Annotated in this window: 12 protein-coding genes and 2 pseudogenes; 9 read left to right on the top strand and 5 right to left on the bottom strand. The window is 70.4% G+C overall.

Annotated features, from left to right (window positions below; all coding sequences use genetic code 11):
* Positions 1-54: 54 nt before the first annotated feature.
* The 3 genes and pseudogenes from KY497_RS16990 to dhaK form a co-directional block, all read right to left on the bottom strand.
* A pseudogene (locus KY497_RS16990) lies at positions 55-708 on the bottom strand (HPr family phosphocarrier protein); the annotation flags it as partial.
* Positions 708-1,349 (bottom strand): dihydroxyacetone kinase subunit DhaL, encoded by a 642-nt coding sequence (dhaL, locus tag KY497_RS15485; protein ID WP_219869451.1) that lies wholly within the window; start codon positions 1,347-1,349, stop codon positions 708-710. The gene dhaL and the pseudogene KY497_RS16990, both read right to left, overlap by 1 nt.
* Positions 1,349-2,342 (bottom strand): annotated as a pseudogene (gene dhaK, locus KY497_RS15490) (dihydroxyacetone kinase subunit DhaK). The gene dhaL and the pseudogene dhaK overlap by 1 nt, the downstream one beginning before the upstream one ends.
* 159 nt (positions 2,343-2,501) lie before the next feature.
* Here dhaK and KY497_RS15495 point away from each other — a divergent pair.
* Positions 2,502-3,269 carry an IclR family transcriptional regulator gene (locus KY497_RS15495; protein WP_017828379.1) on the top strand — a complete coding sequence of 256 codons (768 nt, stop codon included), beginning with the start codon at positions 2,502-2,504 and terminating at the stop codon, positions 3,267-3,269.
* A 36-nt stretch (positions 3,270-3,305) separates the two neighbouring features.
* Here the strand turns inward: KY497_RS15495 and KY497_RS15500 are convergent, their stop codons facing one another.
* Complete coding sequence (locus KY497_RS15500; protein ID WP_219869452.1) at positions 3,306-5,441, bottom strand: RecQ family ATP-dependent DNA helicase; 2,136 nt, start codon at positions 5,439-5,441, stop codon at positions 3,306-3,308.
* A 92-nt stretch (positions 5,442-5,533) separates the two neighbouring features.
* Between KY497_RS15500 and KY497_RS15505 the strand changes: the two genes are divergently transcribed.
* The 8 genes from KY497_RS15505 to KY497_RS15540 all read left to right on the top strand — a co-directional run bounded on the left by KY497_RS15505 (position 5,534) and on the right by KY497_RS15540 (position 12,205).
* Positions 5,534-5,953: a pilus assembly protein CpaE gene (locus tag KY497_RS15505; RefSeq protein ID WP_141386324.1), complete on the top strand. Its 420-nt coding sequence runs from the start codon at positions 5,534-5,536 to the stop codon at positions 5,951-5,953.
* An 87-nt stretch (positions 5,954-6,040) separates the two neighbouring features.
* On the top strand, positions 6,041-7,015 hold the full coding sequence (paaA, locus tag KY497_RS15510) for a 1,2-phenylacetyl-CoA epoxidase subunit PaaA (RefSeq protein ID WP_055877528.1): 975 nt from the start codon (positions 6,041-6,043) through the stop codon (positions 7,013-7,015).
* Positions 7,015-7,320 (top strand): 1,2-phenylacetyl-CoA epoxidase subunit PaaB, encoded by a 306-nt coding sequence (gene paaB, locus KY497_RS15515; RefSeq protein WP_017828375.1) that lies wholly within the window; start codon positions 7,015-7,017, stop codon positions 7,318-7,320. The genes paaA and paaB overlap by 1 nt, the downstream gene beginning before the upstream one ends.
* Positions 7,317-8,192: a 1,2-phenylacetyl-CoA epoxidase subunit PaaC gene (paaC, locus tag KY497_RS15520; protein ID WP_141386325.1), complete on the top strand. Its 876-nt coding sequence runs from the start codon at positions 7,317-7,319 to the stop codon at positions 8,190-8,192. Before paaB ends, paaC begins: the two co-directional genes overlap by 4 nt.
* Positions 8,186-8,680, top strand: a complete 495-nt coding sequence (paaD, locus tag KY497_RS15525) for a 1,2-phenylacetyl-CoA epoxidase subunit PaaD (RefSeq protein ID WP_017828373.1) — start codon at positions 8,186-8,188, stop codon at positions 8,678-8,680. Before paaC ends, paaD begins: the two co-directional genes overlap by 7 nt.
* 1 nt (position 8,681) lies before the next feature.
* Positions 8,682-9,845, top strand: coding sequence for a 1,2-phenylacetyl-CoA epoxidase subunit PaaE (gene paaE / locus KY497_RS15530; protein ID WP_055877521.1), 1,164 nt, complete (start codon positions 8,682-8,684; stop codon positions 9,843-9,845).
* A 13-nt stretch (positions 9,846-9,858) separates the two neighbouring features.
* Entirely contained in the window at positions 9,859-10,629 is a 771-nt protein-coding gene (locus KY497_RS15535; protein WP_141386327.1) for an enoyl-CoA hydratase/isomerase family protein, read from the top strand.
* Between the two features lie 52 nt (positions 10,630-10,681).
* Positions 10,682-12,205: an ATP-dependent DNA ligase gene (locus KY497_RS15540; protein ID WP_219869453.1), complete on the top strand. Its 1,524-nt coding sequence runs from the start codon at positions 10,682-10,684 to the stop codon at positions 12,203-12,205.
* Positions 12,206-12,215: 10 nt separating this feature from the next.
* On the opposite strand, the gene KY497_RS15545 is transcribed toward KY497_RS15540, so the two are convergent.
* Entirely contained in the window at positions 12,216-12,725 is a 510-nt protein-coding gene (locus KY497_RS15545; RefSeq protein ID WP_017828369.1) for a phosphoribosyltransferase, read from the bottom strand.
* Between the last annotated feature and the right edge of the window lie 56 nt (positions 12,726-12,781).

Raw genomic sequence — 12,781 nt, forward strand, 5'->3', positions numbered from 1 at the left:
CAGCGCAACCAGGCGATCGAGCACCTCCGTCGCGTCATCGCCGCGTGCGGACAGTTCCAGTTCTTCGCCCTGCCGCGCGCCGAGGACGAGGAGACGCGTCAGGCTCGCCGCCGCGGCATCGGGGCCATCGGGAAGGCGACGCAGGCGCACGTCCGCTCCTGCCGCCGCCGTGGCGATCAGGGCCGCAGGACGCGCGTGGATGCCGAGCGGATTGCGCACGCGCACGCGGCGCACCTGCACATCTGCGTCCGACGCCGGGGGAACAGGGGGCCCCGATGCGTGCTCTTCCTCGACGCCGAGCGCGCCGGTCTTCGCCTCGAGCGCGGCCGTCGCCTCCGAGGCGACGTCGTCGAGCGACCCGCCGGCCGCCGCAGACACCGCGGCGGCAAGAAGTCCCTCCACGAACGGGGCCGGCGCGAGCCGCACGGGTACGACGCTGGATCGCAGCTCGAGAGCGAGCTCGGCGCTGAGCACAGCGGACCCCAGGTCCATGAGGACGAGCACACCGTCGCAGTCTGCGGCGAGCTCATCGATGGCCGCTGCCACCGCGACGGCGTCGGTTCCGAGGATCGGTGCGCCATCGGCATCCACGCCCGCTCCGGCCGCGACCTTCACCCGTACACCGCCGTCATGGACCATCTGCACGGCAAGCTCCAGTGCCGCCTCCCCGAGCCGTGCACTGTGGGAGACGGCGACGATGCCGATCATCAGGCGTCGTCCGCGACCGCCGCGGCGAGCGTGTCGAAGAGGATCGCGGTCGATGCCGCTCCCGGGTCGAGGTGCCCGGCGCTGCGCTCCCCGAGGTAGCTCGCTCTGCCCTTGCGGGCGACGAGAGGCAGAGTGGCGTCGCGTCCGGCCGTGGCCGCGTCGGCGGCGGCCTTGGCCGCGTCCGGGACCGATGCCCCCGCGGCGAGCGCGGCGTCCATCGCGTCGACCGCTGGCGCCATCGCGTCGAACATGGTCTTGTCCCCCGCTTCGGCCTTGCCGCGCGCGACGATGCCGTCGAGTCCTGCCCGCAGCGCGGCCGCGAGAGCGGGGCCGTCGAGGTCTGACACCGGCCCCGCCGCCATCCCCATCCTCAGGAAGAACGTTCCGTAGAGCGGTCCGCTGGCTCCGCCGACGGAGCTGACGAGAGTCATCCCGACGGTCTTCAGCAGCTCATCGACCGTTCCTGGCGCTCCGGCGGAGAGCTTCTCGCCGACGGCGCTCATGCCGCGAGCCATGTTGGCTCCGTGGTCGGCGTCGCCGATGGCCGAGTCGAGTTCGGTGAGCCAGTCGCGCTTCTCGGTGACGGCCGCACCGAACCGGGAGACCCAGTCGGTGAGCACGACGGTGTCGACCGCGGCCATCAGACGCCCCACCGCAGACCGGGGGTGTTCACCGGGGCATCCCACAACCGCAGCAGCTCATCATCGGCCTTGAGCAGCGTCACCGAGCATCCGGCCATGTCGAGCGAGGTGATGTAGTTGCCGACGAGGTTCCTGGCCACCTGCACGCCGGACTTCTCGAGAAGCGCTGCGACCCTCGCCGTACATGAGATACAGCTCGATGAGCGGCGTCGCGCCCATGCCGTTGAGCATCACGATCGCGGGCCCTGTGGCATCGATGTCGGCGAGGATCGGCTCGACCAGCTGCCGGGCGATCTCGGACGCCGGGGCGAGGGGTTCGCGATGACGACCCGGTTCGCCGTGGATGCCGATGCCGATCTCCATCTGGTTGTCCGGGAGGTCGAACGTGGGCTTGCCCGCAGCAGGGACCGTGCAGCTGGTGAGAGCCATGCCCATCGAGCGGCCCTGTCCGTTCACCTTCTTGGCGAGCTCGACCACGGCGGCGAGGTCGCGCCCCTCCTCCGCGGCCGCACCGACGATCTTCTCCAGCAGCACGGTGAGACCCACCCCGCGGCGTCCGGCCGTGTAGAGCGAGTCCTGCACCGCGACATCGTCGTCGACGATGACGCTGCCGACCTCGATCCCCTCCATGGAGGCGAGCTCGGCGGCCATCTCGAAGTTCAGCACGTCACCGGTGTAGTTCTTGACGATGTGGAGCACACCGGCTCCGCGATCCACGGCCTTGGTGGCCACCTGCACGCGATCGGGGGTGGGCGATGTGAACACCTCACCGGCCACAGCCGCATCCAGCATCCCGGTGCCGACGAAGCCGCCGTGCAGCGGCTCGTGGCCGGAGCCACCACCGGAGACGATGGCGACCTTGCCCTGCGCCTTGGGGGTGGCGCGGGTGATGACGTGGTTGTCGAGGTCGACGGAGAGCTCGGGATGAGCGAGCGCGACGCCCTTCAGGGATTCGACGAGAACGTCTTCCGGGGCGTTGATGAGCTTCTTCATCATTCGATCTCCTTTGATCCTTCGTGGTGTCTTTCGCAAAAAATCCGAAAGCAATTCGTTAATGTCGAATATGCTCGGAGCCTGCCGGGTTGTCAAGATCATTCGTGAAGCCCGGCTCCATCTGCACCGGCTCGACGACGCACCGGAAGGAGGCCTCCCGTGATCCAGGCGATCGATCGCGCGGCGAAGGTCCTCGAACTGCTCCAGGGAGCACGCCACCTCGGCATCACCGACCTCGCCGCGGCCCTCAGCCTGCCGCCGTCGACCGTGCACGGGATCGTGAAGTCGCTGCGCTCGCACGGACTCGTCGCGAAGGAGCGGGGCGGCCAGCGCTACATGCTCGGTCCGACCCTGCTGCGCCTGAGCAACGTCTATCTCGACACCCTCGACGTGCGAGCGCGGGCGATGCGATGGACGCAGGAGCTCGCGCGCCGCACCGACCTCTCGGTGCGCCTGGGCGCCCCGCACTTCACCGACGTGCTCGTGATCCACCACAATCTGCGCCCGGATGACAGTCAGCAGATGCTCGAGACCGGGGTCGCCATCCCCGCCCACGCCTCGGCGATGGGCAAGGTGCTCCTCGCCTACGATCAGGGATTCCAGCAGAGCGTCTTCGAACAGCCGCTGCGCAGCCTCACCGGCGACACGGTGACCGACCTCGCCCGCCTCACCCTGGAGCTGCCGGCCATCGCCGAACGCGGCATGGCCGGGGAGTTCGACGAAGCGGTGCTCGGCGAGTCGTCGATCGCGGCCCCCGTCGCCGATGCCTCGAACGCCATCGTCGCCGCCGTCGCCGTGGTGCTGCCGACCTCGCAGACGCCCGCCTCGGATGCGATCCTCAACGCCCTGCGCGAGACGGCCCGCAACATCTCGCGCGAGCTCGGCGCCACCACGTGGCCGCCGCGCGTCGCCCCGGCCGATGACTGAGAGCCTCTCACCTCGACCCGGCGAGATGGATCGAGCTCAACCGCGCAGCGCCAGGGCGAACGGCAGCACCTGGGTCGCCCCGGCCTGACGGAGCACGCGCGCAGCGACCGTCATCGTCCACCGGCTGTCGACCAGATCGTCGACGAGCAGCACAGGACCAGAGGGCACGTCGAGGTGCTGAGCGCTGAAGCGGCCCCAGAGCCCGGCGAGACGGAAGACGCTGTTCCCGCCCGGCCCTCCGGTGGGCCCTCCCGCGACAGGGTCGAGCGCGCCGAGATACGGCAGGCGGCCGACGTCGGCGAGCCCTCGGGCGAGCGCATCGACCAGCAGCGGATGCGAACGCGAGGGCACGGCGACGACGGCGACGGGGCGCTCCTCCCACCCCCATCCGGCGAGAACCCGGATGCAGGCCTGGAGCAGCTGGGGCGTCACCGCGGCGTCGGGCGCACCGGCGGCGAAGATCTCGCGCAGTGCCCCTCCCCAGCCCAGGTCGGTGAGACGCGCGAGCGCCCGCCCCTCCCCCGCCTGCTCGTCGGCGGGGATGCGTCCCTTGACCGGCACCTCGAGCCGATCGGCACCGGTCGGCCATGCGCGCCGAGGCTCGATCGGGATGCCGACGCGGTCGAGCGACTCCGCCGCCTGCGTGCTCGCGGACTCGCCGATCTCGCGCGGGAACCACCCGCCCGCGCAGTTGTCGCACCTCCCGCAGGGCGCCGCCGTGTCGTCGTCGAGCGACCGCTGCAGGAACTCCATGCGGCATCCGTCGGTCTGCTCGTACTCGATCATGTGCTGCTGCTCGGCGAGGCGCTCGGCGGCGATGCGCTCGTAGCGTTCGGCGTCGTAGGTCCACGGCTCACCGGTCGCGACCCATCCCCCCTGCACGCGCCGGACCGCACCGTCGACGTCGAGCACCTTCAGCAGCAGCTCCAGCGGCGTGCGGCGGATGTCGACCGTCGCCTCGAGCGCCGGCGTCGAGATCGGCGCATCGCCGAGCGCGCCGATCACCCGCTCCGCGCGTTCCCGATCCGGCATCGAGGCCGTCGCGAAGTAGTGCCAGATGTCGCGGTCTTCGACGCCCGGCAGCAGCAGCACGTCGGCGCTCTCACTCGCACGGCCGGCACGACCCACCTGCTGGTAGTACGCCACGGGAGACGACGGCGCTCCGAGGTGCAGCACGAATCCCAGATCGGGTTTGTCGAAGCCCATGCCCAGCGCGCTCGTGGCGACCAGAGCCTTGACCTCGTTGCGCTTGAGCATGCCCTCGGACTCGGCGCGCTCCTCGGTGTCGGTCTGCCCGGTGTAGGCCCGCACGTCGTGCCCGTGATCGCGCAGCAGGCGGGCGGTGTCGACGGCAGCCGCGACGGTCAGCGTGTAGATGATGCCGGAACCGGGAAGATCGTCGAGGTGGCTCAGCAGCCACGCGAGGCGGCTCGCCGAATCGCGCAGGCGCAGCACGCCGAGGCGCAGCGAGGTGCGCGCGAGCGGTCCGCGGATCGTGAGCACGGGCTCTGCTCCGGAATCGCCGCGCAGATCGCCACCCGCCTGGAGGCTACCGAGCTGCTCCGCCACATCCGCCACGACCCGGCTGTTCGCCGTCGCGGTGGTCGCGAGCACCGGCACATCGGCGGGCATCTGCGCGATCAGGTCGCGCAGCCGCCGGTAGTCGGGGCGGAAATCGTGGCCCCAGTCGCTGATGCAGTGCGCCTCGTCGACGACGAGCATCCCGATGCGGCGCACGAGCGCCGGCAGCTGCTGCTCGCGGAAGGCCGGGTTGTTGAGCCTCTCCGGCGAGACCAGCAGGACGTCAACCTCGTCGCGGTCGAGCTGCCCGAGCACGTCGGTCCACTCGTGCGCATTGGTGGAGTTGATCGCGACCGCACGCACCCCTGCACGCTCGGCGGCCGCGATCTGGTCGCGCATGAGCGCCAGCAGCGGTGACACGAGCACGGTGGGCCCCGCACCCTGACGCCGCAGCAGCAGCGTCGCGACGAAATAGACCGCTGACTTGCCCCAGCCGGTGCGCTGCACCACCAGCGCGCGGCGGCGCCCTTCGACGAGCGCCTCGATCGCCTCGTACTGGCCGTCGTGGAAGTCGGCGTCTGAGCGGCCGACGAGCTCGCGCAGCGCCGCGCGGGCGGCCTCGCGAGTGTCGGTAGAGGCTGCGGAGGTCATGTTCCCACTCTGCCCCACCCCGCCGACACCCCGTTGGCGGCATCCCCAGGTTCGCCGGCCCCTGGGCGCGTCCGTTCGTCTAGCGTGAGGACATGATCACACGTGAGCTCGCCGTCGCCCTGCGAGACCGCGGACTCGTCTGGCACCCCGCGGAGGGCGATCGGTTCCAGCTCGACCTGCCGGACGATGTGGAACTCGAGGCGGAGGCCGAGGTCTTCACCGTCAGCGAGATGACCATCGAGGCCCGACAGACTCCGAGCGGCACCGACCTGGCGTTCAACGGGACCACCGAGTGGGCTCTCGACGCGGTCACGCTCGCGGATGCGGTGTGGCTGCCGAGGGAGGATCAGCTGCGCGACCTGCTCCGGGGCACCTTCCGCGCATTGGTGCGCCTCGACGACGCCTTCCGGGTCGACATCGAGATCGGCGGAGATGCGCTCGCATTCGAGCATCCAGACCCCTCCGAGGCCTACGGGCGAGCCCTCCTGGAGCTGATCTCCCGCTCGCAGTGAGAGCCGCGCCTTGAATCCGGCCGTCCTCTGTGTCAGAATTACCTAACGATCGGTCAGTAAAGTTGACCGGATGCCGAGGAGTCGACGATGACCAGTGCCGCAGACCTATCCCTGGTGGGCGAGATCTCCGATGAGGAACGTCTCTTCGACGAGCTCATCGCCAACGAGCAGCGCATCGAGCCGCGCGACTGGATGCCGGAGGCGTATCGCAAGACGCTGGTCCGGCAGATCTCCCAGCACGCGCACTCCGAGATCATCGGCATGCAGCCGGAGGGAAACTGGATCACGCGCGCGCCGAGCCTCAAGCGCAAGGCGATCCTGATGGCGAAGGTGCAGGACGAGGCCGGCCACGGCCTCTACCTCTACTCCGCAGCGCAGACCCTGGGCACCACGCGCGACGAGATGATGGATCAGCTCATCAGCGGCAAGGCGAAGTACTCGTCGATCTTCAACTACCCCACCCCGACCTGGGCGGACATGGGCGCGATCGGCTGGCTTGTCGACGGTGCCGCGATCTGCAACCAGGTGCCGCTGTGCCGGGCGTCGTACGGCCCGTACGGGCGGGCCATGGTGCGGGTCTGCAAAGAGGAGTCGTTCCACCAGCGCCAGGGCTTCGAGATCCTGCTGACCCTCATGCAGGGCAGCGAGGAGCAGCGCGCGATGGCCCAGGATGCGGTGAACCGCTGGTACTGGCCGAGCCTCGCGATGTTCGGGCCGCCCGATGACCAGTCCCCCAACTCGGCGCAGTCGATGAAGTGGAAGATCAAGCGGTTCTCGAACGACGAGCTGCGTCAGCGGTTCGTCGGCATGCTCGTGCCCCAGGCCGAGATCCTCGGGGTGACCCTGCCCGACCCCGACCTGCGCTTCGACGAGGAGACGGGCCAGTACGTGATCGGCGAGATCGACTGGGACGAGTTCTTCGAGGTGGTGCGCGGCAACGGACCGTGCAATGCCGAGCGTCTCGAACGGCGCCGCACCGCGCACGAAGAGGGCGCCTGGGTGCGCGAGGCCGCGGCCGAGTATGCGCGCAAGCAGTCCCTCAAGACGAAGGCGGTGGCGTGATGGCGACGCCGGGAGCAGACGAGCGCGAACCCTGGCCCCTGTGGGAGGTCTTCGTGCGCGCGAACCGGGGCCTCAGCCACGTGCACGTCGGCTCGCTGCACGCGCCGGACGCCGAGATGGCGATCCGCAATGCTCGCGACCTCTACACGCGCCGCGGCGAGGGCGTCTCGATCTGGGTCGCGCCGGCAGACGCGATCACCACGAGCGACCCGGACGCCAAGGGCGCGTACTTCGAGAGCCCCGCCGGCAAGAACTACCGCCACGCCGTGTACTACACGGCCTCCGAGGGAGTGCCGCACCTGTGAGCGCACCGCACCCGACCACCGCGCACGAGGGCGCCGACGTCCACGGCGACATCCACGGCGACATCCACGGCGACGTCTCCGTCGACGAGATCAGCCTCTCGCAGGAGCTCTCCGGCACCGGCGCGGTCGCCGCGTCGGCCGACATCGCCGAGTATGCACTGCGCCTCGGCGATGACGCGCTCATCCTGTCCCAGCAGCTGGGCGCCTGGATCTCGCGCGCCCCCGAGCTGGAGGAGGACGTGGCCCTGGGCAACATCGCGCTCGACCTGCTCGGCCACGCACGCTCCTTCCTGCACTATGCCGGCTCGTACGACGGCCGCAGCGAAGACGATCTCGCCTTCTTCCGCGACGAGCCCGAGTTCCGCTGCGCCTGGATCGTGCAGCAGCCCAACGGCGACTTCGCCCAGACCATCGCGCGGCAGTTCGTGGTGGCCACCTACATGTTCGAGCTGTACTCGGCCCTGCGCGCCAGCAGCGACGAGACCTTCGCCGCGATCGCCGAGAAGTCGCTCAAGGAGGTCGACTACCACCGCGATCACGCCGTGCAATGGATGCTGCGACTCGCCGGCGGCACCGAGGAGTCCCGCACCCGCATCATCCGGGCGATCGGCGACGTCTGGCCGTACGTCGACGAGCTGTTCCGCGACGACGACCTGATCGACCGGCTCGGAGATGCGGCCGCGCGGCCCTCGAGCCTGCGCCCCGCGTTCGACCGCGTGGTCGACACCGTGTTCGCCGAGGCGGACGTGTCGGTTCCCGCCGTGATGTCGTCGTCGGCGGGTGGGCGCGACGGCGCGCACGCGACGCCGCTCGGGCACATCCTGGCCGAGATGCAGGTGCTCGCCCGACGGCATCCGGGGGCGACATGGTGACTCTCACCCCGACGCAGGCCGCCTGGCGGATCGCCGCCTCCGTCCCCGACCCCGAGGTGCCCGTCCTCACGATCGAGGACCTCGGCGTTCTCCGTGCGGTCGAGGTCGACGGCACCAGCGTCCACGTCGACATCACTCCGACCTACAGCGGTTGTCCCGCGATGGACACGATCCGCGACGACGTGATTCTCGCCCTCACCGCCGCCGGCTTCGACGAGGTCGAGGTGCGCCTTGTCCTCTCCCCCGCCTGGACCACGGACTGGATGACGGAGGCAGGCAAGACCAAGCTCGCGGCCTACGGCATCGCGCCGCCCTCCGGCCGGGCTGCCGTCTCGACCGGCCCCATCCGCCTCTCGCTGAGCGTCCGCTGCCCCCGCTGCGGGTCCCTCGACACCCGCGAGGTCTCCCACTTCGGCTCGACCTCGTGCAAGGCGCTGTTCGAGTGCCGCGCCTGCCTCGAGCCCTTCGATCACTTCAAGGTGCACTGACATGTCGCTCTTCACCTCCGCGCCGGCTTCCCTCCCGCGTGCGACGACGCCGCGCGCGGCCGCTCCGCGCACGCGCGCCCGCTTCCACACCCTCACCGTCGAAGACGTGCGCCCACTCACCGACGACGCGGTCGAGGTGACGTTCACCGTGCCCGCCGCACTCGCCGACGAGTACGACCATCTTCCCGGCCAGTACGTCGCGCTGCGCACCACCCTCGACGGCGTCGAGGTGCGGCGCTCCTACTCGCTGTGCCGTGCGCCGGAGCACCGCGACGACGGACAGGACACCCGGTTGAGCGTCGCCGTGAAGCGCGACGAGGGCGGACTCTTCTCGACCTGGGCGCAGACCGGCCTGCACGCCGGATTCGAGATCGACGTGATGAGCCCGCAGGGTACGTTCACCTCGGCGCTCGACGACCTCGACGACCGCCACGTGGTGGGCATCGCCGCCGGCTCCGGCATCACGCCGCTGATGGCGCTCGCCCACACGGTGCTGACGCGGTCCGAGACGTCGCGGTTCACACTGCTGTACACGAACAGGGCCACGCTCGACGTGATGTTCCTCGAAGACCTCGCCGACCTCAAGGACCGCTACCCGACCCGACTCGTGCTGCACCATGTGCTCTCCCGCGAGCAGCGGGCGGCTCCGGTGCTCTCCGGGCGGATCGACGAGGAGAAGCTGCGCACGATCCTCGGCACGCTGATCCCGCCGTCGAGCGTCGACGAGTGGTTCCTGTGCGGACCGCTCGCCCTGGTCGACCTCTGCCGCGAGGTGCTGGCCGACGTCGGGGTCGAGCGCTCGCACATCCGCTTCGAACTGTTCACCACCGGCGACGAACCGGCTCGCGCGGCCCGACCCGTGCAGGTGCGCGCCGGCGAGAAGACCGTGCGCATCGAGGTCACGCTCGACGGCGTCTCCTCGACCGTGGAGAGCCCGGTCGACGCGCACGAGTCGGTGCTCAACGCGGCACTGCGCGTGCGGCCCGATGCGCCGTTCGCGTGTGCGGGCGGTGTCTGCGGCACCTGCCGTGCCCGTGTGATCGAGGGCAGCGTGACCATGACCGAGAACTACGCCCTGGAGCCCGACGAGCTCGAGCGCGGATTCGTGCTCACCTGCCAGTCCCATCCGACCAGCGACCGCGTGGTCGTGGACTACGACGTCTGACCCGGAGGCCCCCATGATCGACCTCGCCATCGCCGACGACGTCGCGACGATCGTCCTGAACGCACCGTCGAAGCTGAACGCGCTCGACGAGAGGGCCCTGGCGGATCTGGATGCCGCCTACGAGGCCGCGGAGAGCGCCGGTGTGCGCGCCCTCGTGCTCCGCGGCGAAGGGCGCGCGTTCTGCGCCGGGCGGGACATCTCGGAGGTCGATCCTCGGGACGACGACGTGCTCGGCTATCTCGGCGGCCTCGTCACCCCGCTGCTGCAGCGCATGGCGCGCTTCCCCGCTCCGACGTTCGCCGCCGCGCACGGCGCCTGCCTCGGGGTCGGACTCGGGCTGCTCATCGCGACGGACGTCGTGTACGTCGCGGAGTCGGCCAAGATCGGGTCCCCGTTCGCCGCACTCGGCGCGACCCTCGACTCAGGTGGACACTCCCTGTTCCTCGACCGGCTGGGGGCGCACAAGACACTCGACCTGATCTACACGGGGCGCCTCATGAGCGGCGCCGAGGCCGTGGCCTCCGGCCTGTTCTCGCGCGTCTTCCCCGATGACGAGGTCGTGCAGGCGACGACCGATGCCGCAGCCACCGCCGCCCGCGGCGCGACGGCGGCGTTCCTCGCGAGCAAGGAGCTCATCGCCCGCATCCGCGACGAGCGGCTCGCGCTGTGGGACGCGGTCGGCATCGAGAACGCCGCACAGGCCGCACTGTGCGACACCGATGACTACCGCGAAGGGTTCGCGGCCTTCCAGGAGAAGCGCACGCCTGTCTTCCACGGGCGCTGAGCGCGCCGGCACCGGCGAGACGAATGTCCGACACCGGTGCGAGAATTCCCCCATGATGCTCACAGAGCTCGTCTCCGCCGCCGACCGGGTCGGGGCCACCTCGTCGAGGCTCGCGAAGATCGATGCCCTCGCCGAACTGCTCTCGCGCGCGGACCCGACCGAGATCCCCGCCGTCATGGGCTTGCTGCTCGCGGCGCCCCGCCAGGGCAGGCTGGGGGTCGGGTGGCGTGGCATCTCCGCCCTCGACATCGCCCACGCCGACAGCCCGACGCTGACCGTCGGCGAGGTCGACCAGGCGTTGGACGCGCTGGCGACGACATCGGGCACCGGCTCCGCGTCGGTGCGCAGCGGGATCCTCGGCGACCTCGCCTCTCGCGCCACGTCCGCGGAGTGGGACTTCCTCGCCCGCGCGATGCTCGGCGAGCTGCGCATCGGCGCCCTCTCGGGCGTGCTCCTCGATGCCATCGCGCGGGCCGCCGACCACCCTGCGGCCATCGTCCGGCGCGCGGCCATGCTCTCGGGCGACCTCGGCGAGACCGCCCGCATCGCACTCACCGGAGACGAAGGCGACCTCGAGGCGGTGGGCCTGCGGGTCGGGCGCCCGGTTCTGCCCATGCTGGCCGCGACGGCTGCGACGCCCTCTGCCGCGCTGGAGGTCACCGGCCGGGCCTCTGTCGAGTACAAGCTCGACGGCGCCCGCATCCAGGTGCATCGCCACGGCGACGAGGTCGGCGTCTACACGCGGAGCCTGGCCGACATCACGCACCGCGTGCCGGAGATCGTCGAGATCGTGCGCGCTCTCCCGGCGCACGACGTCATCCTCGACGGCGAGACGCTGTCGCTCGACGAAGACGGTGGGCCGCGCCCGTTCCAGGAGACCATGTCGCGGTTCGGTGCCGATGTGTCGCGCGAGCTCGTGCTGCGACCGTGGTTCTTCGACGTGCTGCACATCGACGGGCGCGACCTGATCGACGAACCGCTCTCCGTCCGTCTGGCCGAGCTCGAACGCGTGGTCGGCGACTGGCGGATGCCGGGCATCGTCACCGACGATGCGGATGCCGCCGAGCAGCTGTCGCGCGATGCTCTCGCCGCCGGACACGAAGGCGTCGTGATCAAGGCCGTGGATGCGCCGTACGCCGCCGGTCGGCGCGGCAAGTCCTGGGTGAAGGTCAAACCGGTGCTGACCTTCGATCTGGTCGTGCTCGGGGCGGAGTGGGGCTCCGGCCGCCGCCGTGGCTGGCTCTCGAACCTCCACCTGGGCGCCCGTGATCCCTCGGGAGAATTCGGCGACGCCGACGGCTACGTCATGGTCGGAAAGACCTTCAAGGGCCTCACCGACGAGCTCCTGCGGTGGCAGACCGCCGAATTCCCCGGGCATGAGTCGCACCGCACGGCGTCCACCGTGTTCCTGCGCCCCGAACTCGTCGTGGAGATCGCGGTCGACGGCGTGCAGCGCTCACCGCGATATCCCGGGGGCGTCGCCCTGCGATTCGCCCGGGTGAAGGGCTACCGGCAGGACAAGTCGCCGTCCGAGGCCGACACGATCCAGACACTGCGTTCCCTGCTGCGCGGCTGACCCGCCGGCCTCACGCTGACGGCGCGAGGCCCTGGTCCTCTTCGCGGACCGTCCCGCGGAAAGACCACGGGAAGTCGATCCACAGATCGGTGTCCTTCCACGCGAAGTCGGGCTGGATGATCGTGGAGGGCTTGGTGTAGATCGTGACCGAGCGCACGTCGGCGCCCTTGTCCTTCAGCAGCTGCACGGCGAGCGCGAGTGTGCGACCCGAGTCGGCGACATCGTCGACGAGCAGCACCCGGCGGCCGTCGAGATAGGCCATGTCGAGCTCGGGAGGCAGAACCTCTGGGGCGTCGAGCACAGTGCCGATCCCGGTGTAGAACTCGACATTGATGGCCCCGCAGTTCTTGGCGCCGAGTCCGTACGCGATCGCCCCGGCGGGGAGCAGACCGCCACGCGCGATCGCGACGACGACCTCCGGCAGGAAACCGCTGTCGAGGATGTCGCGCGCGAGATCGCGCGTCGCCGCCCCGAAACCGTCCCAGGTGAGTGTCTCGCGCTCGATCTCTGCATCAGTCATTCCTGCATTCTCCCGCATCCTGCGCTGCTCCCCCCCGCCGGTAGACTGAGCGGGTC

This window comes from Microbacterium sp. PAMC22086, from assembly GCF_019443525.1.
Classification (GTDB): Bacteria; Actinomycetota; Actinomycetes; order Actinomycetales; family Microbacteriaceae; genus Microbacterium; species Microbacterium maritypicum.